This is a genomic window from Bradyrhizobium sp. S3.7.6 (assembly GCF_054061875.1).
The window spans coordinates 5,067,386-5,092,760 of sequence record NZ_JBSSEQ010000001.1 but is presented as its reverse complement, the minus strand read 5'-3'; the positions used below and the strand labels follow the sequence as shown (position 1 = coordinate 5,092,760).

At 64.3% G+C, this 25,375-nt stretch carries 23 protein-coding genes; 11 read left to right on the top strand and 12 right to left on the bottom strand.

Annotated features, from left to right (window positions below; all coding sequences use genetic code 11):
* Nucleotides 1-466: 466 nt before the first annotated feature.
* Complete coding sequence (locus tag ACVJ5M_RS24735; protein WP_354099689.1) at nt 467-2,713, top strand: TOMM precursor leader peptide-binding protein; 2,247 nt, start codon at nt 467-469, stop codon at nt 2,711-2,713.
* Nucleotides 2,714-2,808: 95 nt separating this feature from the next.
* Nucleotides 2,809-4,185 (top strand): SagB/ThcOx family dehydrogenase, encoded by a 1,377-nt coding sequence (locus tag ACVJ5M_RS24730; protein ID WP_354099716.1) that lies wholly within the window; start codon nt 2,809-2,811, stop codon nt 4,183-4,185.
* A 47-nt stretch (nt 4,186-4,232) separates the two neighbouring features.
* Here ACVJ5M_RS24730 and ACVJ5M_RS24725 read toward each other — a convergent pair whose 3' ends face one another.
* From ACVJ5M_RS24725 to pncA, 9 genes are all read right to left on the bottom strand, one after another.
* A complete protein-coding gene (locus tag ACVJ5M_RS24725) occupies nt 4,233-5,093 on the bottom strand; it encodes an ABC transporter permease (RefSeq protein ID WP_354099690.1) in 861 nt (286 codons plus the stop codon).
* Nucleotides 5,090-6,019 carry an ABC transporter permease gene (locus ACVJ5M_RS24720; RefSeq protein ID WP_014495224.1) on the bottom strand — a complete coding sequence of 310 codons (930 nt, stop codon included), beginning with the start codon at nt 6,017-6,019 and terminating at the stop codon, nt 5,090-5,092. The genes ACVJ5M_RS24725 and ACVJ5M_RS24720 overlap by 4 nt, the downstream gene beginning before the upstream one ends.
* Entirely contained in the window at nt 6,019-7,011 is a 993-nt protein-coding gene (locus ACVJ5M_RS24715) for an ABC transporter ATP-binding protein (RefSeq protein WP_354099691.1), read from the bottom strand. Before ACVJ5M_RS24715 ends, ACVJ5M_RS24720 begins: the two co-directional genes overlap by 1 nt.
* Nucleotides 7,008-7,991, bottom strand: coding sequence for an ABC transporter ATP-binding protein (locus tag ACVJ5M_RS24710; protein ID WP_354099717.1), 984 nt, complete (start codon nt 7,989-7,991; stop codon nt 7,008-7,010). The genes ACVJ5M_RS24715 and ACVJ5M_RS24710 overlap by 4 nt, the downstream gene beginning before the upstream one ends.
* A gap of 3 nt (nt 7,992-7,994) precedes the next feature.
* Nucleotides 7,995-9,632, bottom strand: a complete 1,638-nt coding sequence (locus tag ACVJ5M_RS24705; RefSeq protein ID WP_354099692.1) for an ABC transporter substrate-binding protein — start codon at nt 9,630-9,632, stop codon at nt 7,995-7,997.
* 30 nt (nt 9,633-9,662) lie between these two features.
* On the bottom strand, nt 9,663-10,478 hold the full coding sequence (locus ACVJ5M_RS24700; RefSeq protein ID WP_063983251.1) for a sugar phosphate isomerase/epimerase family protein: 816 nt from the start codon (nt 10,476-10,478) through the stop codon (nt 9,663-9,665).
* 494 nt (nt 10,479-10,972) lie between these two features.
* Nucleotides 10,973-13,006 carry an NAD(+) synthase gene (locus ACVJ5M_RS24695; RefSeq protein WP_354099693.1) on the bottom strand — a complete coding sequence of 678 codons (2,034 nt, stop codon included), beginning with the start codon at nt 13,004-13,006 and terminating at the stop codon, nt 10,973-10,975.
* Between the two features lie 151 nt (nt 13,007-13,157).
* Nucleotides 13,158-14,273 carry an alpha/beta fold hydrolase gene (locus ACVJ5M_RS24690; RefSeq protein ID WP_354096475.1) on the bottom strand — a complete coding sequence of 372 codons (1,116 nt, stop codon included), beginning with the start codon at nt 14,271-14,273 and terminating at the stop codon, nt 13,158-13,160.
* Nucleotides 14,274-14,289: 16 nt separating this feature from the next.
* Nucleotides 14,290-14,916, bottom strand: coding sequence for a bifunctional nicotinamidase/pyrazinamidase (pncA, locus tag ACVJ5M_RS24685; protein ID WP_354096510.1), 627 nt, complete (start codon nt 14,914-14,916; stop codon nt 14,290-14,292).
* Between the two features lie 257 nt (nt 14,917-15,173).
* Between pncA and glk the strand changes: the two genes are divergently transcribed.
* The 3 genes from glk (at nt 15,174) to ACVJ5M_RS24670 (ending at nt 16,805) form a co-directional block, all read left to right on the top strand.
* Nucleotides 15,174-16,160 carry a glucokinase gene (gene glk / locus ACVJ5M_RS24680; RefSeq protein ID WP_354096474.1) on the top strand — a complete coding sequence of 329 codons (987 nt, stop codon included), beginning with the start codon at nt 15,174-15,176 and terminating at the stop codon, nt 16,158-16,160.
* Nucleotides 16,161-16,299: 139 nt separating this feature from the next.
* On the top strand, nt 16,300-16,503 hold the full coding sequence (locus ACVJ5M_RS24675; RefSeq protein WP_014495215.1) for a hypothetical protein: 204 nt from the start codon (nt 16,300-16,302) through the stop codon (nt 16,501-16,503).
* Nucleotides 16,504-16,649: 146 nt separating this feature from the next.
* On the top strand, nt 16,650-16,805 hold the full coding sequence (locus ACVJ5M_RS24670; protein WP_259257549.1) for a hypothetical protein: 156 nt from the start codon (nt 16,650-16,652) through the stop codon (nt 16,803-16,805).
* A gap of 95 nt (nt 16,806-16,900) precedes the next feature.
* On the opposite strand, the gene ACVJ5M_RS24665 is transcribed toward ACVJ5M_RS24670, so the two are convergent.
* A complete protein-coding gene (locus ACVJ5M_RS24665; RefSeq protein ID WP_354096473.1) occupies nt 16,901-17,278 on the bottom strand; it encodes a response regulator in 378 nt (125 codons plus the stop codon).
* Between the two features lie 111 nt (nt 17,279-17,389).
* Nucleotides 17,390-18,193: a Spy/CpxP family protein refolding chaperone gene (locus ACVJ5M_RS24660; RefSeq protein ID WP_354097568.1), complete on the bottom strand. Its 804-nt coding sequence runs from the start codon at nt 18,191-18,193 to the stop codon at nt 17,390-17,392.
* Between the two features lie 484 nt (nt 18,194-18,677).
* Between ACVJ5M_RS24660 and ACVJ5M_RS24655 the strand changes: the two genes are divergently transcribed.
* The 6 genes from ACVJ5M_RS24655 to ACVJ5M_RS24630 all read left to right on the top strand — a co-directional run bounded on the left by ACVJ5M_RS24655 (nt 18,678) and on the right by ACVJ5M_RS24630 (nt 24,798).
* Nucleotides 18,678-20,018: an ABC transporter substrate-binding protein gene (locus tag ACVJ5M_RS24655; protein WP_354096471.1), complete on the top strand. Its 1,341-nt coding sequence runs from the start codon at nt 18,678-18,680 to the stop codon at nt 20,016-20,018.
* Between the two features lie 148 nt (nt 20,019-20,166).
* Complete coding sequence (locus ACVJ5M_RS24650) at nt 20,167-21,105, top strand: carbohydrate ABC transporter permease (protein ID WP_063983244.1); 939 nt, start codon at nt 20,167-20,169, stop codon at nt 21,103-21,105.
* Nucleotides 21,105-22,016, top strand: a complete 912-nt coding sequence (locus ACVJ5M_RS24645) for a carbohydrate ABC transporter permease (RefSeq protein WP_071913823.1) — start codon at nt 21,105-21,107, stop codon at nt 22,014-22,016. Before ACVJ5M_RS24650 ends, ACVJ5M_RS24645 begins: the two co-directional genes overlap by 1 nt.
* A 6-nt stretch (nt 22,017-22,022) precedes the next feature.
* On the top strand, nt 22,023-23,123 hold the full coding sequence (locus ACVJ5M_RS24640; protein ID WP_071913821.1) for an ABC transporter ATP-binding protein: 1,101 nt from the start codon (nt 22,023-22,025) through the stop codon (nt 23,121-23,123).
* A 34-nt stretch (nt 23,124-23,157) separates the two neighbouring features.
* Nucleotides 23,158-24,147: a hydroxyacid dehydrogenase gene (locus ACVJ5M_RS24635; RefSeq protein ID WP_354096470.1), complete on the top strand. Its 990-nt coding sequence runs from the start codon at nt 23,158-23,160 to the stop codon at nt 24,145-24,147.
* Between the two features lie 168 nt (nt 24,148-24,315).
* Entirely contained in the window at nt 24,316-24,798 is a 483-nt protein-coding gene (locus ACVJ5M_RS24630) for a hypothetical protein (protein ID WP_166096603.1), read from the top strand.
* Here ACVJ5M_RS24630 and ACVJ5M_RS24625 read toward each other — a convergent pair.
* Complete coding sequence (locus tag ACVJ5M_RS24625) at nt 24,795-25,298, bottom strand: DUF1993 domain-containing protein (protein WP_028158770.1); 504 nt, start codon at nt 25,296-25,298, stop codon at nt 24,795-24,797. The genes ACVJ5M_RS24630 and ACVJ5M_RS24625 overlap by 4 nt on opposite strands.
* Nucleotides 25,299-25,375 lie beyond the last annotated feature (77 nt).

The following is a 25,375-nucleotide window of genomic DNA, read 5'->3' as shown; positions in this document are numbered from 1 at the left end:
CCTTCCATCTCTTCGACAAGGAAAACGCCGGTAGCCGCGTGCAGCTGGCATGGCGCGGATGCGGCGGTTGCCGCGGCTGCGGAGGCTGTCGGGCTTGCCGTGGTTGCCGATGTGGCGTCGGTTGCCGATGTGCGGGTTGTGCAGTTGGCTGTGCTGTCGGCTGTGGCGTTGGTGTGGTGGGATGCGCCGTATCATGCGCGGGTTGCTGCGCATCGTGGGGCCGCTGCCGCGTGTGCTAGACCCCGGCGCATTCCGAATGTCAAATTCACGGGTTGATAGGTCATTGGCCGGCCTCAAGAAAGGGTCCGGCCAATTGCTTGATTTCGCTACGACGCCTGCATCGGCGGCTTGCGGGTGACAGCTGAATTCGTTTCAATTCTCTGGGAAAATTCCGGCGCGCGGTCGCGACGATCCATCTTGCGCCGGGGATCTAGCGTGACGGCAACAGGATCAGCGTGCTGACTCAATGACTGCAACTCGCAAGACCCGCGTTGCGCGGCAGACCCGCAAAGACATTCTCCGATTTGCACCGAACTTCACCGCTTACTTGCTGCCTCCCGATGCGGTTTGTCTCTATTCCGAGAACCGCAAATTCTTCCTGCACGGCGAGCTCTACTGCGCCCTCGCCACCGCGATCGGGCAACACGGCAAGGCCAGGTCGGAGATCATTCGCCAGCTTTCGAAGCGCTTCCCGGCCGACAAGATCGAGGAAGCAATCAAGCGGCTGCTCGATCGCCGATATGTCGTTGCGCGGACCCCGAAAGCGTTCGACGACGCCGTCGGCGGTTTCCTGGCAAGCCTCGGCATGCCCCTGGAGATCGCGGAACAAAATCTTCGCAATTGCCCCGTTCAGGTCGACTCGATTGACGTCAAAGGCGCCAAGGAGCTGACCGCGGCCTTGAGTAAGCTCGGCGTTCAAATCGCCAAGCGCTCGCCGCAGCTCACGATCACGCTGGTGAACGATTATCTTGACGGGCGGCTCGCCGAATTGAACCACGAACGCGTAGCCAGCAAGACGCCATGGCTGCTGGTACAGCCGTCCGGCGCGTTTCCGCTGGTCGGGCCCATGTTCAAACCGGGCGAGAGCGCCTGCTGGACCTGCCTGTTCGATCGCATGATCCGCAACCGGGAGATCAAGGGGTTTCTTGACCGGGGACCGGCGCGTGCGGTTGCCATATCGCCTCTCGTCAGAGAAAGCGTCGGCAAGACTGGGATCCATTTTGCGGCCGTCGAGATCGCCAAGGCAATTGCCTCGGATTTTCGCACCGATTTGTGCGATCACATCGCAAGTTTCGACCTGACCGGCGCCGCCATCGCCAAGCACTACGTGACGCGACGTCCGCAATGTCCGACCTGCGGCAGCAGGAAGCTGAACAACCCGCGCCGATCTCCGGCCCTGGTCGAGATTGCCGAGGGCAAGAGGCTCGTCATGACCAGCGGTGGATATCGCACCGTGACGTCCCGGTCGACGGTGTCGCGCTTCCGCAAGCATGTGAGCCCGCTGACCGGCGTGGTCACCCGGCTCGAGCGGATCGACGTCGACCTGCCGATGAACACCAATTACTTCGCCCAGCACAATTTCTCCGCGCCAGCCCACAGCGTCGACCAGCTCAGGTCCGGATTGAGCGGGGGCAGCTTTGGCAAGGGCTCGACGGCTGAACAGGGCGAGGCAAGCGCGCTGATGGAGTCGATCGAACGCTATTCGGGCATTTTCCAGGGCGATGAGATCAGGACGACGCGCCGCTTTGCCGATTTCGCGCCTGGCGACGCACTTCTTCCCAACGACGTCCAGCTCTTCAGCGAAACGCAGTTCAAGACCAGGTTTCTGCAGCAGCCGGACGATCCCCATCCGGTGCCCGAGCCGTTCGATCCCTCGACGAGGACCGAGTGGTCGCCGGTCTCGTCGTTGCGCGACAAACGCTTCAAATATCTGCCGACCGGCCTCCTGTACTTCTTCTATGGCGGCTTTCATACGGATTCCAACGGCTGTGCGGCCGGCAACACCCGCGACGAAGCCATCGTTCAGGGCTTCCTCGAACTGATCGAGCGCGATGCCTACGCGATCTGGTGGTACAACCGGGTGCAACGCGCCGAGGTCGATCTCGGGCAATTCGACGATTTCTATGTTCGGGATCTCCAGGCTCAATTTGCGGAAGCCGGGCGCAAGCTGTGGGTGCTCGACATCACCACGGATCTCGGCATTCCGACTTACGTGGCGATCATGCACTGGATGCAGAATGGACACGAGAATATCGAGTTCGGTTCCGGCGCGCATTTCGACCGCCATATAGCGCTGCTGCGATCCCTCACCGAACTGACCCAATTTATGTCCGTCGGCATGATGGGCGGCGCAAGCGGCGAGAAGCCGACCCTCGACGGTGTCACGCCGCTGCGCCTGGAAGACTACCCGTTCCTGACACCGAGCGACCACCCGATCGTTCCCCCGGCGCCGAGCCTCAAGCTTCACGACAATACGCGTGACCAGGTCATTGCCTGCGTCGAGATCGCCGCCCGTTCAGGTTACGATTTCCTCGTCCTCGACCAGACACGTCCCGACGTCGAGGTTCCGGTCGTCAGAGTGCTCGTTCCCGGCCTGCGTCACTTCTATCGCCGTTTCGCACCGGGTCGCCTTTACGATGTGCCGGTGAAGCTCGGATTGTTGGACCGGCCGCGACCGGAAAGCGATCTGACTTCATTCCTTCCACACACCTGAAGGGCTGCTCTTTCGTGCGCGCTCCCCGGAAAAAGCCGACCAGGAAGATCGCGCCAGACATTGCCGCCCGGTTGAGCCATAACTTCTCCCTCCAGATGCAGCCGGACGGAAACATCACCGCCATTCTGGGCGACTATTCCGTCAACCTCGGACAATTCAGCGCGGCCGCGATGGACTGCGCGCGACGTCTGAGCACCGGCCTTCCGCTCGCGTCCTTTGCAGGCAAGAGCGCCCTCGCGAGAGAGGTCGACGCCCTGGTGCGTCGCCTGGCCCGGCAGGGGCTTCTGGAATACCGCCTCTCCTCTTCGCGTAACACGCAGGACTTTGTGGTCATCGAACCCCAAGTCCCCGAATACTGGCCGCGGCGCGCGAAGCTGGGCAGTCGTGACACCATTGTGCTATCGCGCTTTGCCTTTCTGCGCCGGCGCGGCAACGATTTGGTGCTGGAATCGCCACGCGCCGGCGCATTGTTCCGGATTGGCGATCCCGCCATCGCCGCCACCCTTGCGGCGCTGTCGCACCCTCGGAAGATCGGCAAGCTCAACCAGAAGATAGCTCCCTCCACCCTCCATCTGCTCGAACTGTTGCTGGACAGCCAGATCCTGCTCAAGCTCGATGCGAAAGACGGACAAGGCCTGCGGGTGAACGAAGGCGACGGCAACCTCGTACTCTGGGATTTCCACGATCTGGTGTTTCACACGCGGAGCACGGAGGGTCGGCAAGCCAATCCGGTCGGCGCCGCCTTCACCTATGCCGGCGTCGTTCCGCCGTCGCCGGCAGTGCGTCCGCCCTGGGCCGGCAGCAAGATTGACCTGCGCAAATTCTCCTCCCCGGAGCCGAACTCCCGCTTCCCGAAGCTGTTGCGCGAACGCCATTCAACACGGGATTTCGACGACAAGAATCCGGTCACGCTCGGCGAACTCGCGCAGTTTCTCGACACCAGCGCGCGCGTCTTGTCCGAATGGAAGAGCGAGCCGTATTTCGAAGGCGGTTCCGACGTCACCTACAGCACAAGGCCTTATCCGTCGGCGGGCAGCGCGTACGAGCTAGAATTGTACCTTACCGTCGCGAACTGCGACGGGCTTGCGCGCGGACTCTACCACTACGATGCAGGGAGCCACGCTCTAGTCGCGATCAGCGCCTCCCCCCAACAACTCCAGGCGCAGTTGGCAGCTGCCCAGTTCGCCATGGACGCGCCGGGTCAGCCGCAAATCCTCATCACGATCGCGGCGCGTTTTGGGCGGGTCTCCTGGAAATACAGCTCAATCGCATATTCGCTGATCCTGAAGGATGTCGGCAGCCTGATTCAGACGCTTTACCTGACAGCAACCGATATGGGCCTCGGCGGCTGCGCCATTGGCAGCACCAACATCGATCTGTTCGCGAAAATGACGGAGTTGGAATTCCATATCGAGGGCCCGGTCGGCCAATTCGCGCTCGGGCGCGGCAGGACGCCGGAGGTCCAAGGCTAGAAGCGGGTGTCCGACGGCAAATCGGCGCACGCGTCAGGCCAGTCGCCCTATTGCAGGGTCGGATCGAGCCGGTCGCGCAGCCAGTCGCCGATCACGGAGACGGCCAGCGTGGTGATCACGATGGTGGTCGCCGGCGCCAGCATGATCCAGGGCGCACGGGTCAGGTACTCGCGGCCATAGCCGACCATGTTGCCGAGGCTGGTCATCGGCGGCTGCACGCCGAGGCCGAGGAAGGACAGGCCTGATTCCATCAGGATCACCTCGGGGAAGACCAGCGTGGTCGAGACGATCAGGGTCGAGGCGATGTTGGGCAGGATGTGGCGCAAGTAAATCCGCGACGGCGTCGCACCGAGCTGGCGGACGGCCGCGGCATAGCCTTGCGCATTGGCGGAGATGGCGAGGCCGCGGGCGATGCGGGCATAGCGCTCCCAGCCGAACAGCCCCATCAGGCCGATCAGCAGTGGCAGCGAGTTGCCGAAGAAGGCCAGCACCGCGAGCGCCATGATCAGGAACGGCATGCTGGCCTGGAAGTCGGTCAGCATCAGCACGAGCTGCTCGACGGCCCCGCGGAAATGCGCGGCGAGAAAGCCGAGCGTGGTGCCGACGATCGCCGAGATCGCGGTCGCGCCGAAGGCGATCAACAGCGAGATGCGGATGGAAACGAGCAAGCGCGACAGCACGTCGCGGCCGAGCTCGTCGGTGCCGAGCCAGTGCGCGACATTGCCGGGCGCAGCCAGCCGGTTGCGCAGGTCGAGCTGGGTGAAGCTGTAAGGCGCGATCTTCTCGGCGAACGCCGCGATCACCAGCATGGCGACGATCCAGCTGATCGCGAGCGCGACCGAGACCGGGATCGCGGGAAGGCTGATGCGGCGGCGGACAGCCGTGTCCTTCAGCGCTGCGTCGGTCATGCGTGCGCTCCCTTCGCGCGAAGCCGCGGATCGAGGAAGCCGTAGAGGAAGTCGACGATCAGATTGGACGTGACCATGGTCATCGCGACCAGCAACAGGATGCACTGCACGACGGCGAGGTCGCGGTTGGCGACGGCGACGACCAGCAGGCGCCCTACTCCCGGCCAGGCAAATACGCTCTCGACCACGACCGCGCCCGCGATCAGCGTGCCCACCATGAAGCCGAGGATGGTGACGGTCGGGATCGCCGCGTTCGGCAGCGCATGCGACGTCACCACCTTGCGCCACGGCACGCCCTTGGCCGAGGCGGTGCGGATATAGGGCTGGCCCAGCACCTCCAGCATGGCGCTGCGGGTGAAGCGCGCCAGCACCGCGGCGCCGCCGAGGCTGAGTGTCACGATTGGCAGGATGGCGTGACGCCAGCTGTCCTGCCCGCCCGACGGCAACCAGCCGAGCTGCACGGCGAAGACGAGCACGAGCAGCAGCGCAAGGACAAAACTCGGCACGGTGAAGCCGGCGACCGCCGTCATCATCACGGCGCGATCGATTCCCGAGCCGCGGTGCAGCGCCGCATAGATGCCGGCGGGAATGCCGAGCGCGACCTTGAAGAAGAAGGCCGGCAGCGTCAGCGCCAGCGTTGCCGGAATCCGCTCCAGCACGAGCTCGATCGCCGGTCGCCCGTCACGCATGGAGCGGCCGAGCTCGCCCTTGGCGATGGCGCCGAAGTAGTCGAGGTACTGGAACCAGATGGGATCATCGAGCCCCCAGGCCTTGCGGAAGGCGGCGAGCACTTCCGGCGGCGCCTCAGGTCCCAGGATCATCAGCGCGGGATCGCCGGAGAGGCGCAGCACCACGAAGGCGAAGGTGACGACGAGCACGATCGTCAGCGCCGCGCGTCCGATCCGAATGGCAAGATAGCGTCCCATCAGGCCGCGTCCCGCGTCTCGGCCTGCGGCCCCGTCACGAGATGGCAGGCGACTTGCCTGTCTCCGCCGACGGCCGACAGCGCCGGCACCTCGCTCGCGCAGCGCGCGATAGCGCGCGGGCAGCGCGGATGGAAGGCACAGCCTTGCGGCCGCGCCGCCGGGTTCGGCGGATCGCCTGCCAGCACGATGCGGCCCGCACTGCGGCGGCCGGGCGCGGGTGACGCCGAGACCAGCGCCTGCGTATAGGGGTGTTCGGGACGCGCGAAGAGATCGTCGGCGCTGCCGATCTCGACGATGCGGCCGAGATACATCACGGCGACGACATTGCTGATCTGCCGCACGACGCGCAGATCGTGGCTGATGAACAGCAGCGTCAACCCGAGCTGCACCTGGAGGTCGCAAAGCAGGTTCACCACCTGCGCCTGGATCGAGACGTCGAGCGCGCTGACCGGCTCGTCGCAGACGAGGAAATCGGGCTTTGTCGCCAGTGCCCGCGCCAGCACGATACGCTGACGTTGGCCGCCGGAGAGCGCGCCCGGATAGCGCGCGCCATGCGCCGGCGTCAGCTCGACCGCGCGCAGCAATTCGCGGACACGCTCCTCGCGTTCGGCCGGCGTGCCGAGACCGTGAATGTCCAGGGGCTCGCGGATTTGGGTGGCGACCGGTAACCGCCGGTCAAGCGCCCCCAGCGGATCCTGGAAGATCATCTGCATGCGCGCCCGCTGCGCGCGCCACGCCTTCGTGCCCGGCGCGGCCATCGCCTTGCTGTCGAACCGCACCTCACCGCGATCGGGCGGCTCGAGACCGAGCACGATACGACCCGTGGTCGACTTGCCCGAGCCGGACTCGCCGACGAGGCCGAGCGTCTCGCCCTTGCGGATCGCAAGTGACAAGCCGTCGACCGCGTGAACCGCTGTGCTGCGGCCGAACATCCCGGAGCGCATCGCGTAGCTGCGCGAGATCGAGGACACCTCGACGAGCGGCGCGCTCATTCGGCGGCGATCCCGAGCAACGCGCGGCGCGAAGCTTCAGCCCGGATGCAGGCAACCACGCGATCGTTCGCGATCGGCGCCAGGCTCGGCACGGCAAGTCCGCACGGCTCGGCCGCCAGCACGCAGCGCGGCGCGAAGGCACAGCCGCTTGGCATGTGCGCGGGATCGGGAACGGTCCCCGGAATGGCCGTGAGACGTCGACGCGGTCCGTCGAGCGGCGGCAGTGCGCCGATCAGGCCCTGCGCGTAGGGATGCACCGGATCGGCAAAGAGCTGGTTGGCGGGCGCCTGCTCGACGATGCGGCCGGCATACATCACGGCGACGCGGTCGCAGTTTTCCGCGACGACGCCGAGATCATGGCTGATCAGCACCATCGCCATGCTCATCTCGCGGCGGATGGTCGAGAGCAGCTCCAAAATCTGCGCCTGGATGGTGGCGTCGAGCGCCGTGGTCGGCTCGTCTGCGACGAGGAGATCGGGATTTCCGGCCAGCGCCATCGCGATCATGATGCGCTGGACCTGGCCGCCCGAGAATTCGTGCGGATAGGCTTCGAGCCGCCGCGCCGCATCGGGAATGCCGACGAGATCGAGCAGCCGCCGCGCTTCGGCCTTCACCGCCTCGCCCGAGAGATCGCGATGCAGCGCCAGAGCCTCGCAGAGCTGCTTGCGAATGGTGAGCACCGGATTGAGCGCGCTTGCGGGATCCTGAAAAATCATGGCGACCCGCCCGCCCCGCACCCGGTCAAGCTCACCCGCGGCTGCGCCGAGGATTTCGCGTCCGTCGAGCCGCACGGAGCCCGAGACTTTTGCATGCCGCGGCAAGAGCCCGAGCGCCGCAAGCCACGTCACGGACTTGCCGGAGCCGGACTCGCCGACGAGGCCGAGAGCCTCGCCCTTCTGTAAGGTGAGATCGACGCCGCGCAGGACCGGGACGCCGTTGAAGGCGACGCTGAGGCCCTGGATGCTGACCAGCGGCGTCACCACTTACGCCTCGAAATTGCCGGCGCGGAAATCCATCGCGAATGCCGGCGACGCCTTCCACTTGATCGACTTCGGCTTCGCGGTGAAGGTCGCGTTCTGGTGCAGCACCGTATAGGCGGGATCCTCGCGCTCGGCGATCTCAAGCATGCGGCGGAACGCCTTCTTGCGGGCGGCCCGGTCGGTCGAGGTCTCCAGGAACTCCGAAAGCTTGTTCAGTTCGGCGTTGGTCCACTCGCCGATCTGCTGCTGCTGGCCGTTCGGGCCGTGCTGGGCGACCAGCGACGAGACGGGGTCGTTGAAAGCAGCCGAGTTCGACCAGTCGCGTACCGCGCGGGTCGGCGCACGTTCCATGATCTGCGACCAGTTCTCCTTGGTTTCGATCTGGACGTTGAGGCCGACCGACTTCCACATCTCGACCAGCACCTGAGCGGTCGCAACCTGGTTGGTGTAGTAGTTGTTGAGCAGGCGATAGGGAATCGGATCGCCCTTGTAGTTGGCCTGCTTCAACAGATCCTGCGCGAGCTTCGGATCGTAAGCCGGCACGCTCCAGTCGGCGTTGAACATGTCGCCGTAGAATTCCCACTGCAGGCCCTTCGGCACGCGGGTACGGCCCGCCCAGAGGCTGTCGACGATCGCCTGGCGGTCGATCGCGTGGGTGAAGGCGCGCCGCACCAAGGGATTGGCGAGCTGGGCGTGGTTCTTGTCGAATACGGTCAGGCGGTGATTGAGGATGGTGCCGCCCTGCACTTCGAACGCCGCGTTCTTTTCGATCCCGGCAATCTGGTCCGGCGGGATGTCGCAGGCGAACTGGTATTCGCCCGACAGCAGGCCGTTGATGCGGCTCGCGACCTCGGGCACTTCGAGGAAACGGATGCGCTTGAGCGGCGGCCGGCCGCCCCAATATTCGTCATGCGCTTCGAGGGTCAGCGACACGTCGGGCTTGAGCTCGACGACCTTGTACGGGCCCGTCGTGATCGGCTTGCGCGCCCAGTCGAGATAGCTCGCGGACTGCTCCCAGGCGCGGCGGTTCATGATGTCGGAGCCGTAGCGCGACAGCCGACCCTCGATCGTGACGTCGGGCGTCGCGTTGTAGAAGCGCACGGTGTACTTGTCGACGGCATCGACGCGCACGAGGTCCGGCCAGATGCGGCGGGCGACCGCCGGCACATCAGGCGGCAATTCCTTGCCCGGGCGCGGCGTCGGGATCTTCTCGAAGGCCTGGATGGTGGAGCGGCTCTTGGCCTCGGTCTCGCCGAACATGCGCTCGCGGCTGAAGGTGAAGACGACGTCTTCGGCCGTCAGCTCGTCGCCATTGTGGAACTTCACGCCCTGGCGCAGCTTCACCTCGACGGTCTGGTCGTCGATGCGGCGCCACTCGGTGGCGAGGCCCGGCACGGCCTCCAGGCTGCCGCGCCAGTTCTTGGAGATCAGGCCCTCCCAGATCGAGGAGAAGAACACGCGTTCGCCGACGTTCGATTGCTCGCGCAGCACGTCGAGCACGTTCGAATTCGTCACCTTCTGCACGGCGATCGTCACCGACGGACGGTTGTCGGCCTGCCCGATCGCAAAGCGCGGCAGGAGAAGCGTGCCTGCGGCAGCGCCGCCGGACTTCAGGATGGTGCGACGGGTGAGTTTGCTCATGACGATAAGCCCTGACCTTTGTGATGCCGGTTATTCAGCGAGACCGAGCGCGGCCAGATGGGCTGCGCCGGCGCGAACGTCGTCGTGATTGCGGAGTTCGAGGATCAGCCGCGGGTTGGAGGTCAGCCGGCCCAGCGCGCGGAACACGGCCACCCACGGGATGTTGCCTTCGCCCGGCGCCCAGTGCCGGTCGGCAAAGCCGTCGGTGTCCTGGAGGTGCACATGCGTCAGCATGTCGCCGGCGGTCTCGACGTAGTAATCGACCGGCGGAGCGCCGGTGGAGATGTGGGCATAGTTGGCGTGGCCGGTGTCGAGGGAGACGCGGACCTTGTTGCTTTCGAGCGCCTTGGCGAGGCGCACGCGGTCGCGCGGATCCTTGTCCTCGATGTTCTCGATGACGACCTCGCAGCCGATCGTCTCGGCGCGCGCGATCACCTCGGCAAGCGTCGTCTTGACGCGTTCGACGAGATTGCCGCGGTTATCGGGATAGAGGTCGAGATTGTTGTGGTCCCAGGTCGTGAACGGTGAATGGATCACCATCTGCGTCGCACCGAGGAATTCCGCGGCATCGAGGCCCTGGAGCAGGCGCTTCGTCACCGCCTTGCGGATCAAGGGATCATGGCTGTCGATCTTGAAGCCCCAGAACGGGCCGTGAATGCCGAGCCGGCCGGTATGGCCCGAGAGCATCTGCTTGATCTCGCTGGCCGCACTCCGCCAATCGCCGTCGAGCAAATCCGCGCGGAAAAAATCCTGGATTTCGAGATCGCGCTGCCGTTCCAGAAGCCAATCTCGGTGAGCAGGGATCGATTTGATGGACAATGCTGCGCCCAGCACCGGCTTCGACATGGCTTGCTCCTTGACCGTCAGCGATGACGGGAGCAGCGCTAGACCAGTTAAGTGACAGGCCCGTGAAATGCAGGTGCCGGGGCGATGCGCTGATGTGGACATCCCCGCCGATCGCCTGCATCGAATTCAGGCAGCAGTGATCGCAGCAGATGCGGACGAATGCACCAGCGTGCAGCATCAAGCGCGTTCGTGTCCGTAGTGATCCGGAATGGAATCCTAACCATACTTCGCGTACATCGCGCGCATCGATCGGCGGCCTTCCAGGGGCATCACCTTCTGATCGCGCTACATGGGGTTGGGGGACCGCATGGGGCGGGGGGATCAAAGGCTGGGGCAAGGTGACGAGGTCCGGACTCCTAGGCACTCCGGACCTCGGCACTTTCTAGATTGAACGCAATTTCGCGCCGCCGGCCTTATGGGCCGCGCGGCGCGAAGTCGTTCTGGAGCTACCCTGCCCGCGTTCTGGAGCTACCCTGCCCGATCAGCCGTCTCAATCACTTCGGAACGTTCCGCTCGAGATCCTCAAGCCATGCCGCAGCGCTGGAATCCGACGGCGCGCGCCAGTCGCCACGTGGCGACAACGAGCCGCCGGCCGAAACCTTCGGACCGTTCGGCATCGCCGAGCGCTTGAACTGGCTGAAGGCGAAGAACCGGCGCAGGAACACCTCCAGCCAGCGCCGGATCTCCGGCAGATCATAGGCCCTGCGCTTATCGGTCGGGAACGCCGGCGGCCATTCGCCCTTGGCGACATCATTCCAGGCGTGCTGCGCCATGAACGCGATCTTGGACGGCCGCATGCCGAACCGCAGCGTGTAGAACAGGTTGAAATCCTGCAGTTCGTAGGGCCCGACGGAGGCTTCCGTGCTCTGCGGCTTCTCGCCGGGCTTGACCGGAACCAGCTCGGGTGAGATTTCGGCCGACAGGATCGACGCAAGCGTCCGGTTGACGTCGTCGCTGAACTGTTTTGAGGCGATCACCCAGCGGATCAGGTGCTGGATCAGCGTCTTCGGCACCCCGGCGTTGACATTATAATGCGCCATCTGGTCGCCGACGCCGTAGGTGCACCAGCCGAGCGCGAGCTCCGAGAGATCGCCGGTTCCAATGACGATGCCGCCATGATGGTTGGCGAGCCGGAACAGATAGTCCGTGCGCAGGCCCGCCTGCACGTTCTCGAACGTGATGTCGTAGACCTTCTCGCCCTTGCCGAAGGGATGACCGATGTCCTTCAGCATTTGCGTCGCCGTGGGACGGATGTCGAGCTCCTGCCACTCCGTCTGCAACGCCTTCATCAACGCCAGTGCGTTGGTCTTGCTCTCGCTGCCGGTGGCAAAGCCCGGCATCGTGTAAGCTAGGATGTTGCTGCGCGGCAGTCCGAGCAGGTCGACCGCCTTGGCGGCGACGATCAGGGCGTGGGTGGAATCGAGCCCGCCCGAGACGCCGATCACCACGCGCTTGGTTCCGGTCGCGCGCATGCGCTGCACGAGGCCGGCGACCTGGATGTTGTAGGCCTCGTAGCAATCCTGCTCGAGCAGGGCTTCGTCGCTCGGCACGAACGGGAAGCGCTCGATCTGGCGCAGGAAGCCGATGTCGGTGGCCGGCGGCTTCAGGGCGAAGGTGATCCTCCGGAAAAAGGCTTCGCGTTGCCGGCGATTATCGTCGAAAGTGCCCATCAGTGCGCGTTCCTGCCTGAGCAGATCGAGATCGACGTCGGCCAGCGTGATCTGGCCGTCCTGGCGGAACCGCTCGCCCTCGGCCAGCAGCACGCCGTTCTCATAGATCGAGGTCTGGCCGTCCCAGGCCAGGTCCGTGGTCGATTCCCCTGCCCCCGCGGCGGAATAGACGTAGGCCGCAAGACAACGCGCCGACGTCGATTGGCACAGCAGTGCGCGCGAGCGCGCCCGGCCGATCGTGATCGGGCTGCCGGATAGATTGATCAGCACGCTGGCGCCGGCAAGCGCGAGTTCGGATGCCGGCGTCACCGGAATCCACATGTCCTCGCAGATCTCGACGCCGATGATCAGGCCCGGAACATCCTCGGCCGCGAACAGGAGGTCAACGCCGAACGGTGCGTGCAGCCCGCCAAACGCGATCGTCTCTCCGGCCACGCCGGCACCGGAGGCGAAATGCCGTCCCTCGTAGAATTCGCGATAGGTCGGCAGATAAGACTTGGGCACGACACCAAGGACGTTGCCGCGATGAATGACGACGGCGCAATTGTAGATGCGATGACCGAAGCGCAGCGGCGCGCCGACGATCAGGACGGTCATCAAGGCCGAGGAGGCCTCGACGATTGAGGCGAGCCCGCGCTCGACCGCATCGAGCAGCGGGTCCTGCTTGACGAGATCCTCGATCGCGTAGCCGGACAGGCACAGCTCCGGAAACACGGCAACCGCCACCGACTGTTCATGGCAAGCGCCTGCCGCCGCCAGGATCGCCTTCGCATTGGCCGTGGGATCGGCCACATGGGAGGTGGTGACGCAGGCCGCCACGCGCGCAAATCCATGGGCGTAGATCGAGTGGAAGCTCATCGAGCACGGTACCCTTAATCTTGTCGCGGCCGCAGCCGCCAGTTCCCCATGATATGTAACCCATCGACCGGGCCCCGTGCAGGCCATCCGCCGTCATGCATAACGGATTTGCGTGTTCGCCGGCCCGGCCGGGCCAAGGCACCTGACAAGGTCAGGCGCTGCGGGCCAGCACTCCGGAGAGGTCGTTGCGCAGCCACTCGGCGATCCGGGGCCAGGCATGGGCGTGGGTGCGCGCCCCCATGAACAGGCCGAGATGATTGCTGGGCTCGGAGGCCGCGGCAATGAAGGCCGGCGGCGTTCCGAGCAGACCGGCGGTCGCAAGCGCCTGTCTGGCCGGCACGACGTCGTCATCGAACCCGGCGAGCAGGAAGACCGGCGCCTTGACGTCCCTCAGATCAACCTCGCGGCCGAGCGCCGTGAAGTTGCCGCCGGCAATTCGATTCTCCCGGAAGATTCGGTTGACGATCTCCAGATAATAGGTGCCGGGCAGGTTGAGCGTCTCGGTATTCCAGCGATCGAAACGCGCGAGCAGTGCCGCGCCCTCCTCGTCCGAGAGATCCCTCTGCAATGCCGCCGCAATGTCGTCGCGGCTCGGCGCCTTCGTCCAGAAGCGCAGCATCTCGTCGCCGCTGACATTGCCGCCGCCGCGCGCCACGAGCTGGTCGTAGAGCGCCTCAGGCGCATTGCGAGCGAGCCGGGACAACGCGGAATCGATCGAGAGATCGACGGGCGCCCCCACCAGCACCAGCCGCCGCACCTTGGCGGGAAAGCGCGCCGCATAGAGCAGCGACAGCCAGCCGCCCTGGCACAGGCCGACGAGATCGACCGGCGCGCCGATTTCGTCGACGGCAACGTTGAGATCGCCGAGATAGCTGTCGATCGAGAGATAGCGCATGTCCGGCGAGGCCGAGCGCCAGTCGGTGAGGTACACCCGATCGATGCCGCCATTCTGCAGGGACTGCACCACGCTGTGGCCCGGTGCGAAGTCGGCGATCAGAGCCCGATGCAGCGCATAGGGCGCGCAGACCAGTGCCGGCTGGCCGGATTGCGTCCGCGTGCAATCGCGCAGGCGCATGGTCGCAAGCTCCAGGGCGACCGTGTTGGGTGTCGTCCACGGCAGATTGCTCGCGTCCTGTTCCGGCGGATCGCGCTCCAGCCACCAGAAGCAGGCGTCCATCGCGAGCCGCGCCGCCGCAAATGGCCATAGCAGCGGATCATTCGGAGGACGATCCGATCCACCCAGCGGTTTGCCGCCCTTCTCCACCATGACTATCTCAAGGTCCTCACAGCAAGGCCTCCAGGCTGACGCTCGAAATACCGCGCTCGCGAAAACTCCGATGGGTCGCGGCCACCGAGCCGTCGAGATCGATGCCGCGGCATGCATCCTCGATGACGGCGACCTCGAACCCCGCCTTGCGGGCATCTTCCGCCGAGAAACGAACACAGAAATCCAGCGCCAGACCGGCGATGAAGACGGTCTTCAGCTCGCGCTCGCGCAAATAGCCGAGCAGCCCGGTCGGCGTCCGGTGGTCGTTCTCGAACAGCGCCGAATAGGAATCGATGCCGCGACGAAAGCCTTTGCGCACCACGAGGTTTGCCCTGGTAACGTCGAGCTCCCCATGGAATTCAGCGCCCGCCGTGCCTTGCACGCAGTGCGTCGGCCACAGCACCTGGGTGCCGTAGTCGAGCTCGATGGTCTGGAACGGCTGCTTGCCCGCATGGTTCGGTGCGAACGAGACGTGATCGCCCGGATGCCAGTCCTGGGTCAGCACCACATTGGTGAATTTTGCGGCAATTCGGTTGATCGCCGGGACAACCTTCTCGCCGCCGGGAACGGCGAGCGCTCCGCCGGTGCAAAAGTCGTTCTGCACGTCGATCACCAGCAGCACGTCGCGGTCGGAAATCTGCATCGCAAGGTCCCGTTCCAGCCGTCCGGCGCGACGGGCGCCGAACGATCCGTCCAATGTCGATCTTCTCGCGCGGCTTCGCAACCATCGACACATGCGGCGATATCGCGCCCGTCGCACCTGGGATGCAACGGTTTGGCGTTGTCCGAGTTGACTAGGCTCACCCGAGGACGGATTCTAGAGACGTTCGCAAATTGCGGATCGGATGGAGCGGAGGGAACGGTTCCCGCGAGCCTGCAGGACGCGGCAGCCACAAGATCATGAGTATCGGCAAGACAGGACAGATTCTTCTCGCCGATATCGGCGGCACCAATGCGCGCTTTGCGCTGAGCGAAAGCGCATCGGACAGCGGCGACCAGGCCGGGCCCATCGACTATGTGAAGGTCGCTGACTTCCCGACCGTCCGGGAAGCCATCGCCGACGTCCTTGCGCGCCGGTCAGGCGGCAAGCAGCCCAAACGCGCCGTGCTGGCCGTCGCGGGTCCCGTGACCAATAACCGCTGCGTCATGACCAACAGTCCGTGGGTCATCGACGGCAACGAGCTCCAGCCGGCCCTCGGCTTCGAGAGCGTGCATGTGCTCAATGATTTCGAGGTCGTGGCCTGGTCCCTGCCCGCCCTGAAGCCTGCCGATTTGATCCCGCTCGGGGGCCAGGACGGCCTCCCGCGCGAGCCGCTGCTGGTGGTTGGGCCTGGAACCGGCTTCGGCGTCTCCTGTCTGGTCGAACGCCACGGCGCCCGGCTGGCGGTCGTCACCGAGGCAGGCCACGCGACTTTGCCGGCGGAGACCGAGCGCGAGGAGCGCGTGATCGCGGCCATGCGCCGACGTCTCGGTCATATCTCCATCGAGCGCGGCGCGCTTTCGGGCTCCGGCCTGCAAAACCTCTACGAGGCGCTGGCGGAGGTCGACGGCGCCCAGGTGCCGCACCGTGACGCCGCCGCCATCACCAAGGCCGCCCTGGAGGGCAGTTGCGAACTGAGCCGCGCGACGCTGGAGATGTTTTGCGCCATCCTCGGCTCAGTCACGGGCAATCTCGCGGTGACCTTCGGCGCCCGCGGCGGCGTCTACATCGCCGGCGGGATCGTGCCGCGCTTTCCGGAGTTCCTTGCTGCTTCCGCGTTCCGGGCGCGCTTCGAAGCCAAGGGACGCTTCCAGGACTATTTGCGCAATATCCCGACCAGGCTGGTGACGAAACCCGACGCGAGCTTCGTCGGCCTGAAGATGTTCGCCGACCACAATCCGGATTGATGAGCCGCGATCGGCTCCGACGCCGTCCAGTCCGTTAACTATACACAGCTGATTGCAGCCAAGGCGCGGTTCCACGCAGGATCGTGCTTGCCCGACTGTGTCCGATGGGAAACAATTCCCGTAGTTGCGGGGGCGTGACATGCGTAAGCAGGACTTCGGTTTCGACTATCACCGCTATCACCGCCTGCTGACCGAGGCGGACGACGATGACAAGCGGCTGGCCCTGATCGAGCTCCTGATCGAGGAAAAGGCGCGCGACCGGCTGGCCGCGCAGCGCGCCTCTGATCGCGCCGCCATGACGGCCCATACCATCGCCACCGTGCTGAAGAACGGCCGCAACTGAGACTTGCGGGACCGCTTGCTACTCGCGCAAACACGCGAGCGATGGCGATTCCGTTAACGATCCCTCGCAAGCTCGCGTCAAACTTTTTGCTCTAAGAGCTTCCCCTACCTGATGCAATTCAGGGGTCAACAAAGGGGGGAATGAACATGAGCATGATTTCGCTTGCCGCGATCCCGGCCGCCGTCGAAACCCGTTTTGCCGATTCTTCGTTCAAGATCATCTTGCTGTTCTGCTGCATGGGCCTGGTCGCCTCGTTCGGCGTGATGGCGCGCGGCATCGACCTCAGCGCCGGCCTAATCTGAGACGACGAGACATTCTTTCGCCAAATGGCCGCCCCTCACGGGCGGCCATTTTCGTTGGCGATCTCGGTACGGCGCCTTCTCGGTGAGGAGCCTTCTCAGTGAGGAGCTTTGGCGACCGCGTCCGGAAACAGCGAATCGATCATCACCTTGAGCTGGTCGAGGGAAATCGGCTTGCGCAGGATCGGCCGCCGCCGGAGCAAGGACGGCAGCAGCTCCGGCCCGTAGCCGGTGGCGAACAGAAACGGCTTGCCGCGGCGCTCGATCAGGTCGGCGACGGGATCGACGTAGAGGCCCTTCAGGTTGATGTCGAGGATGGCGAAATCGTATTGCGCGGTCATCGCAAAGGCGCTCGCGTCCCGGACATTGTCCGCTTCCGCGACGACATGATGGCCGAGTTCCTCCACCATGTCGGCGATCATCATCCGGATCAACGCCTCGTCTTCGACCAGGAAAACGGAGAGTCCGTCCGCCATATCAACCCCGCAGTCAGCTTACGAAGCTAACCATACCCGAAATGCGGAGAGGATTCACGAATTCGTGGCGGGCGCCGTTAATTCAGACGCCCGCGATCGGATTCAACTTGATTAATCCAGCCCGCGCTCGTGGCTGAGGCGCACCATCTCCTGGATGAAGACCTGCTTCTGCTTGTCGTCGAGGCTCGAATAAAGCGGCTCGGCGGCATCGGCGACATTGCGCTGGTCGGCGGCGCGGTCGATCAGGAATTGCGATTCGTTGCGCATCTGCTCGATGATGTCGTCAGGCGGATCCCGCTTGGCGCGGGCGATCCGCAGGTTGAGCCGCTCCGCGCCATTATGCCCCAGATAGTGCATTGCGCTCGAGAAGCCGAACCAGTGCTTCTCCTGATCGGGCGTCAGGTTCAACTCGGTCTTGATCCGCTCGATATAGGAATCGCTGTTGGCGACGATCTGCTCGGCGGACTGTTGCGGCGCGCCGGGCTGGGTGAGGACGGTGACGTCCTTATTGTCCTTGTTGTCCTGCGGCGCATTCCTGGCTTCCTTGCTCGCCTTGGCGCCCTTGCCCGCCTTGGCGGTCTCCTTGGCGCCCTTTTCCTTGCCGGCGCCCGGCTGCTTGGAATCCTTGCTCGCGTCCTTGCTGGCATCCTTGCTCGCGTCCTTGGCAGCCGGAGCCGGCTGGTTGTTGACGCCGAGCACGCCGGTGAAGACACCGACCACGCCGCCGATCGCACCGCCCAGCACGCCGCCAACGGGTCCGGCCGCCTTGTTGCCGGCCGCGGCTCCATCCTGAACGCCCTTGACCAGGCCTTGCGCCTGCGCAACGGCGGCGGCGCCCAGCAGCACCGCGAGCACGGAGCCCAGCGCGAACCATCGCCGCAGGTGAAGCCGCGCAGGCGGCGCCGGGTTGATCATTCTGGTCTCCATCGTCGATCCGATTGTCCTGTCCGGGTGGGGGCCACCCGCCGGTTGCAACTCTATCGTTTTCGCCGCTTCGCGGTCCAGCCGCAGCCAATTGCTGTCCACGCCCGAAAACTGTTTGGCGCGAAGCGGTTATGAAGGCTTATTCGAAACTGCGGCGTAATTGCGCACGAGATGTCCTGCGGTCCTTGACCCGAAGTGTGCGTCGCAAAATGCGCCTCCGAGGTTCACCTCCGGGTGTGCTTCGCGAGACGGCGCCGCCGCGTTCCCGGACGCAACGTTAGTTCTAGACGGCGAGTCGTTCGGCTTCCTCGACAGACGGGATCAATCATGATCTGATCGCGCTACCAATTTGCTGCGCTTCGCGCGATTTCACGGCGAGGCGGTAGCACCAAGAAACGCGAACAAAAATCAAAAACAAAACTCGGAATGCCAGAGGAAACGCGAGAACAATAAAACATCCAGGTGAGGAAACGAGATGTCACGCAAGACACTGACGCGACGTCAATTTGTAGCTGCCACTGCAATGTCCTCCGCAGCGCTGATCACAGCGCCCTATGTCCGCGGCGCTTACGCCGCCGGCAAACTCTCGATCGGCTTCTGGGACCACTGGGTGCCCGGTGCCAACGACGCCTCCACCGCCATGGTCAAGGAATGGGCTGAAAAGGAGAAGGTCGAAGTCTCCATCGATTACATCACCAGCAACAACAAGAAGATCGAGTTGACGGTCGCGGCCGAAGCGCAGGCCAAATCCGGTCACGACATTCTTCAGATGTACACCTGGTGGCCGCATGCGTATGCCGAGCAGTTTGAACCGGTGAACGACGTGGTCGAGGAAGCGATCAAGCAGAACGGTGAGGTCAACGACACGGTCAAATATCTCGGCAAGGCCAACGGCAAATGGCTTGCGGTCCCGGCAACCCCGGGGAGCCAGATCAAGGGGCCCTGCTCGCGCATCGACCTCATGAAGAAGCATGCGGGGATCGACGTCCAGGAACTGTACCCCGTCGGCGCGCCGCCCAAGGCCGATAGCTGGAATATGGATACATTCCTGAAGGCGGCGGAAGCGTGCCAGAAGGCAGGTTTCCCATTCGGAATCGGTCTCGGCGAGACCACCGACAGCGTCGATACCGCGGGCGCCATCTTCCAGTCGTTCGGCGCCGAACTCGTCAACGCCAAGGGCGATGTCACGGTGAAGACCGATGAGGTTCGCCAGGCGCTCGAATACTACAAGAAGCTGATCGCCTTCCTGCCGCCGGACGCACCGTCCTGGGACGATGCCTCGAACAACAAATGGCTGATCTCCGGCCGCGGCGCCCTCATCATGAATCCGCCGAGCGCCTGGGCGGTCGCCAAGCGCGACGCGCCGCAGGTCGCCGAGCAATGCTGGACGCACGGCTTCCCCTCCGGTCCTAAAGGCCGGTATGCGCCGTTCCTGCCCTATTTCTGGGGTCTCTGGAATTTCTCCAAGAACAAGGCATCGGCCAAGAGCCTTCTGGCATTTCTGTCACAGCCGTCATCGATCGAAAAGTTCGTCGCGGCGAGCGGCGGCTACGATTTGCCGGCCTATTCGAAGATGACGACGCTGAAGACCTGGGCCGAGGTAGGCCCGCCGAAGGGCACGCTCTATCACTATCCAAATCCCTACAATCATCAGACACTGTCGATTGCGGCCTCTCCGGCGCCGCCGAAGATCGCCCAGCAGATCTACGCGCAGGCCACGCTGACCAAGATGGCGCTGCGCTTTGCGCAGGGCGAAAAGTTGGAGACCGCAATCGCCTGGGGCGAAGGCGAGTGTGAAGGCTTCATGCGAACCTAAGCCGGGGTGTGCCACGGCGGTTCACGCATCCCCGCGTGAGCCGCCAGGGCACCCCACCGTTCGATGGAATGAGCAGATCGAGCCGACACGCGGGTGCCGGCTCCGCCGTTGGACATTCCGCAAGGAAGCTTGACCCAAGGACACTGACATGGCCGATGTCGTCGTTGAGGACGGTCGCGTCGCCCGCACGGCGAGCGCGCGCAAACGGACGGGCCTGCACAATGCGTTGAAGCGGAAATCGACCGTGGCGTTCTTCCTGACGCTGCCGCTGATCCTGCTGATCGCGCTGTTCGTGCTTTACCCTGCCCTGTTCTCGATCCACCTCGCGACGCTGAACAAGTCGATGCAAAAATTCGTCGGCTTCGGCAACTTCACCTTCCTGTTCAAGCGCGAGACGTTCTGGATGGTGGTGGAGCAGTCCTGCATCTTCGCGATCACCGCCGTGTTCTTCAAGGCGCTGATTGGCTTCATCGTCGCGCATTTGGTGCACAACATACCGGCCAAGGGCCAGCGCAAATGGCGCGGCATGCTGCTGGTGCCCTGGGTGATCCCGCCGGCGATGAGCACGCTCGCCTGGCTGTGGCTGTTCGACCCCTCCTACAGCGCCTTCAACTACACGCTCTCCTTCTTCGGCATCGGTCCCATCAACTGGCTCGGCAATGCCGCCTGGGCGCGCTTTTCCGTCATCCTCGTCAACGTCTGGTACGGCGCGCCGTTCTTCCTGATCATGTACCTGGCGGCGCTGAAATCGGTGCCGGACCAGCTCTACGAGGCCGCCGCAATCGACGGCGCCAATTGGTGGCAGAAGATGTGGTACGTGACGCTGCCGATGATGCGCAACATCATCGCGATCACGACGCTGTTCTCGCTGATCGTCACCTTCGCTAATTTCGACATCGTCCGCATCCTGACCTCAGGCGGGCCTCTCGACCAGACCCAGATCTTTGCCACCTATGCGTTCCGGGTCGGCATCGAGAGCAACGACATTCCGCTCGGCGCCAGCGTCTCGCTGTTCATGGTCCCGATCCTCGCCGTCGCAGCGATCTTCATCCTGCGCGACGTCAATAAACGCGGGAACGAATCCTGATGAGCACAATAGCGATCGACAAGGCCGGCCCCCGGCGCAAGGTCAAATATGGCAGCATGAGCCGCGACCGTACCTGGGCGCTGCGCTGGTCCTATTTCTTCTTGGTGCTGTTTGCGATCTTCTTTCTGACGCCGCCGCTCTACATGGTGATCACCTCGCTCAAGAGCAGCGCGGAGATCTCGGCTGCGACCAATCCGTGGTGGGTGTTCCACCCGACGCTGGCAAACTATGTCGAACTACTGACGTCGAACCAATTCCTCCGGTTCTTCTGGAATTCGACCATCGTGTCGCTGGTGGTTGTGATAGTCACCATGCTGATCAGCATCCCTGCGGCCTTCGCGCTCGCGCGGATGAAGTTCTGGGGCTCGACAACGCTCGCGACCGGCGTGTTCCTGACCTACCTGGTCCCGGACAGCCTCCTCTTCATCCCGCTGTTCAAGATGTTGGCGCTGGTTCAGGACATCACCGGCATCACGCTCCTGAACCGATGGTACGTGCTGCTATTCGTCTATCCAACGCTGACGGTGCCGTTCTGTACCTGGATCATGATCGGCTATTTCGCCTCGATCCCGAAGGAGCTCGACGAGGCCGCGATCATCGACGGCGCCTCGTGGCTTCAGACCCTGACGCGGATCTTTATTCCGGTCGCGCTGCCGGGCCTGATTGCCGCGACCATCTTCGCCTTCACGGTGTCCTGGGCGCAGTTCCTCTATCCCCTGGTGTTCACGACGTCCATCGACCAGCTCGTGCTCCCGGTCGGCATCACCACCACCCTGATCAAGGGCGACGTCTTCAACTGGGGCCAGATCATGACCGGCGCGCTGCTCGGCGCAGCTCCGCCGCTGGTCATCTACGCCTTCCTGATGGACTACTACATCGCCGGCCTGACCGCCGGCGCGACAAAGGGTTGATGTCTCATGGCTGACGTTGCATTGCGGAAGGTGGTCAAGCGTTACGATGATGTCGAAGCCGTGCGCGGCATCGACTTGGACATCGCCGACCATGAGTTTATCGTGCTGGTTGGGCCTTCGGGCTGCGGCAAGTCGACGACGCTGCGCATGATCGCGGGCCTCGAGGACATCAGCGACGGCGACATCATGATCGGCGGCGACGTCGTCAATGACGTACCGCCGAAGGATCGCGACATCGCCATGGTGTTCCAGAACTACGCGCTCTACCCGCACATGACGGTCGCGGAGAACATGTCGTTCGGGCTGCGCCTGAAGCACTTTCCCAAGGCCGAGATCAAGGCGCGGGTGACGGAAGCCGCCCGCCTCCTCGACATCACCGACCTGATCGACCGCAAGCCGAAGCAGCTCTCCGGCGGCCAGCGCCAGCGTGTCGCGATGGGCCGCGCCATCGTGCGCAATCCGAAAGTGTTCCTGTTCGATGAGCCGCTGTCCAATCTCGACGCCAAGCTGCGCGTGCAGATGCGGATCGAGATCAAGAAGGTGCACCAGAAGGTGCGCACCACCACCGTCTACGTCACCCACGACCAGGTCGAGGCGATGACGTTGGCTGACCGCGTCGTTGTGATGAACAAGGGCCGCATCGAGCAGATCGGCACGCCCAACGAACTCTACCACAAGCCGGCGACGCGCTTCGTTGCCGGCTTCATCGGCTCGCCCGCGATGAATTTCATCCCGTGCCGGCTGGAGGATGTCGGCGGCGCGCTCCAGATCCGTTTGACCGACCGCATCGCCTTTGCGCTGCCACAGGCTCGCGCCGCGCGCTACAACGCGCTGCCGCGCACCGACAAGCTGCTGCTCGGCCTCCGGCCCGAGCACCTCACCGAGTCGCATGCGCATCTGGGGCCCGGCGTCGAGACCTTCGACACCGTGCTCGACGTCACCGAGCCGATGGGGATGGAGACCCTGGTCTATTTCGGGCTCGACGGCACGCCCGTCTGTGGCCGCGTCGATCCCAACGCCGGCGCCAAGGACGGGGCACCCATGCGTTTGGCGATGGACCTCAACAATATGCACCTGCTAAACGAAGACACCGGCGTCGTGTTGTGACGCAGGTCCAAGAAATGCGAGCAGGCAGGGAGCGATGGCGACCAACAAGAAGAAGATTTTCGTTACACAAACTTTGTCGCAAGGGGCCCGCGCCCTCCTCACCCAGCGAGACGATATCGAGCTCGTCGAGTTTCCGAACCTGATCTCGGCCAAGGATTTCGAAGCCTTGCTGAAGAACCACGCGCCGGTTCACGGCGTGGCGCTGGGTGCCACCGCCTTCGGTGAGACCGAGCTCGAGGCCTCGAAGGACATGAAGGTGGTGACCCGCATCGGTGTCGGCTACGACGCCGTCGACGTGCCCGCCCTCTCCCGCCGCAAGGTGCCGCTGATGGTGGCGGGCAGCGCCAACTCGCCCTCGGTCGCCGAGCAGGCGCTGTTCATGATGCTGACGCTGGCCAAGCGCGCCAATGAGATGCACGCCTGCGTCAAGGACGGCCAATGGGCCAACCGGCTCGGCATGCTGCCGTTCGACCTCTACGGCAAGACCGTGCTGATCATCGGCTTCGGCCGCATCGGCAGTCGCACCGCCAAGCGCTGCCTGGCGATGGAAATGAAGGTGCAGGTCTACGATCCCTACAAGCCTGCGGCCGAGATCAAGGCCGCGGGTTGCGAGCCCGTCGGTGACCTCGACACCGCACTGCCCAACGCCGACTTCGTCACCATTCACTGCCCGAAGACCCCGGAAACCGTCGGCCTGTTCGATGCGGCGCGGATCGGCCGGATGAAGCCGAAATCCTACCTCATCAACACCGCACGCGGCGGCATCGTGAAGGAGGCTGCGCTATACGACGCCCTGGTCTCCGGCAGGATTGCCGGTGCCGGGATCGACGTGTTCGAGGTGGAGCCGCCGCCGGTCAGCAACGCGCTGTTCGCGCTGCCCAACGTCATCATGGCCCCGCACGTCGCCGGCGTCACCGTCGAGGCGGTGAGCCGCATGAGCGAGCAGACCGCTCGCAATATCCTGAGTGTGCTGGACGGCGATCCCATCCGGCAGAACATCATCAACCAGGACGTGCTCGGCTGAGCCGACCTCCGGGCGGGCGGTTATCCGCTCGCCTCCGGAACGCCAGAATGCGTCCCATTTTGGTGCAGATCGAGCCCCAACTCAGCCTTAATCAAACCCGCGTAATAAGTCCGGCCGCGGCGGCAGTGGGACAGACTTGCCGGCCGCGTCGAGCTGGAGGATGAACCCTTGTCAGAGATCGACCCGACCGACCACGCGCTGGCAACCATCGCCAGCATTTTGGAGCACCCCGAGCCCGTCCGCGAGACCGAGACCGAAATGGTGGTCGACGGTGAGCAGGTCGTCGCCGACGAGCATCCGATCGCCGACGAGCATGTGGTGGTCGACGAGCACGAGCATCCTGTGGTCGAGGAGCAGCCGCTGGTGCCGGAGCACACCGATGCCGATGGCTACAGCAAGGTCGGTCCGGGGCCGATGGTGGCGATCCGTCTGAAATGGACGGTCCATCGCGGCGATGACGGCCAGTTCTACGTCCACGAGACCATCGGCGAGCAGTCAGCGCCCGTGGTCAGCGGCCCGATGACGAGCGAAGCCGCGGTGCATTTCGTCGACGCGCACGAGGACGAGGCACATCGGCGCTTCGAGGAGCTGCGCAGCGAGATCGCCGGCCGCAGCTCGCTCGCCGATTACGAGCGCAAGGGCGAAGCCTAGCGCTCGCGAGGGCCGAGAAAATCCCGCTTCACGAGCTCGACGCCGGCATGCCGGAGCAAGTCGTAGGACGTCGTGACGTGGAAGAAGAATTGCGGGACGCTGAACGTCAGCAGCAGCGTCCGCCCGGTGAAGGGCAGCTCGGTCCCGTTTTTCAGCCTGAAGAAGACATTCCGTTCCGCCGCACTATCGATCTCGGCGCGCGACAGGCTCTCGATGAACTCGATTGACGTCGCAATGCGCGCCTGAAGCCCGGCGATGTCGTGCTCCAGCGCCGGCAGCGCCACCGGCTCCTGGTCGGCCAGCAAGGCTGGCGCGACCGTGGCATGGCGGCACGCCTCCCCTATCTGCTGCGCCAGATCGTACATGTTCGGCGCCATGCGCATGCCGAGCAGGACGGCCGGATTGAACTTCCGGCTTTCGGCATAGGCGACGCCCTTGTCCAGCAGTGCCGACAGGTTGCGCAGATACGGCACGAAGACGCCGACCGAGGCGTCATACATCGAGATCGTCACCCTAAATTCCCTTCAATTCCGCCTCGCCAGCGACGGGCATCTGGTCTAAATCCAAGTTTCAAGAG

Bases quoted from the DNA above. Each gene is read 5' to 3' on its own strand.
- ACVJ5M_RS24730 (WP_354099716.1), top strand. From the start codon at position 2,809: ATGCAGCCGGACGGAAACATCACCGCCATTCTGGGCGACTATTCCGTC.
- ACVJ5M_RS24705 (WP_354099692.1), bottom strand. From the start codon at position 9,632: ATGAGCAAACTCACCCGTCGCACCATCCTGAAGTCCGGCGGCGCTGCC.
- ACVJ5M_RS24690 (WP_354096475.1), bottom strand. From the start codon at position 14,273: ATGGTGGAGAAGGGCGGCAAACCGCTGGGTGGATCGGATCGTCCTCCG.
- glk (WP_354096474.1), top strand. From the start codon at position 15,174: ATGAGTATCGGCAAGACAGGACAGATTCTTCTCGCCGATATCGGCGGC.
- ACVJ5M_RS24715 (WP_354099691.1), bottom strand. From the start codon at position 7,011: ATGAGCGCGCCGCTCGTCGAGGTGTCCTCGATCTCGCGCAGCTACGCG.
- ACVJ5M_RS24725 (WP_354099690.1), bottom strand. From the start codon at position 5,093: ATGACCGACGCAGCGCTGAAGGACACGGCTGTCCGCCGCCGCATCAGC.
- ACVJ5M_RS24650 (WP_063983244.1), top strand. From the start codon at position 20,167: ATGGCCGATGTCGTCGTTGAGGACGGTCGCGTCGCCCGCACGGCGAGC.
- ACVJ5M_RS24640 (WP_071913821.1), top strand. From the start codon at position 22,023: ATGGCTGACGTTGCATTGCGGAAGGTGGTCAAGCGTTACGATGATGTC.
- ACVJ5M_RS24720 (WP_014495224.1), bottom strand. From the start codon at position 6,019: ATGGGACGCTATCTTGCCATTCGGATCGGACGCGCGGCGCTGACGATC.
- pncA (WP_354096510.1), bottom strand. From the start codon at position 14,916: ATGCAGATTTCCGACCGCGACGTGCTGCTGGTGATCGACGTGCAGAAC.
- ACVJ5M_RS24635 (WP_354096470.1), top strand. From the start codon at position 23,158: ATGGCGACCAACAAGAAGAAGATTTTCGTTACACAAACTTTGTCGCAA.
- ACVJ5M_RS24665 (WP_354096473.1), bottom strand. From the start codon at position 17,278: ATGGCGGACGGACTCTCCGTTTTCCTGGTCGAAGACGAGGCGTTGATC.
- ACVJ5M_RS24660 (WP_354097568.1), bottom strand. From the start codon at position 18,193: ATGATCAACCCGGCGCCGCCTGCGCGGCTTCACCTGCGGCGATGGTTC.
- ACVJ5M_RS24625 (WP_028158770.1), bottom strand. From the start codon at position 25,298: ATGTATGACGCCTCGGTCGGCGTCTTCGTGCCGTATCTGCGCAACCTG.
- ACVJ5M_RS24655 (WP_354096471.1), top strand. From the start codon at position 18,678: ATGTCACGCAAGACACTGACGCGACGTCAATTTGTAGCTGCCACTGCA.
- ACVJ5M_RS24670 (WP_259257549.1), top strand. From the start codon at position 16,650: ATGAGCATGATTTCGCTTGCCGCGATCCCGGCCGCCGTCGAAACCCGT.
- ACVJ5M_RS24695 (WP_354099693.1), bottom strand. From the start codon at position 13,006: ATGAGCTTCCACTCGATCTACGCCCATGGATTTGCGCGCGTGGCGGCC.
- ACVJ5M_RS24645 (WP_071913823.1), top strand. From the start codon at position 21,105: ATGAGCACAATAGCGATCGACAAGGCCGGCCCCCGGCGCAAGGTCAAA.
- ACVJ5M_RS24700 (WP_063983251.1), bottom strand. From the start codon at position 10,478: ATGTCGAAGCCGGTGCTGGGCGCAGCATTGTCCATCAAATCGATCCCT.
- ACVJ5M_RS24735 (WP_354099689.1), top strand. From the start codon at position 467: ATGACTGCAACTCGCAAGACCCGCGTTGCGCGGCAGACCCGCAAAGAC.
- ACVJ5M_RS24675 (WP_014495215.1), top strand. From the start codon at position 16,300: ATGCGTAAGCAGGACTTCGGTTTCGACTATCACCGCTATCACCGCCTG.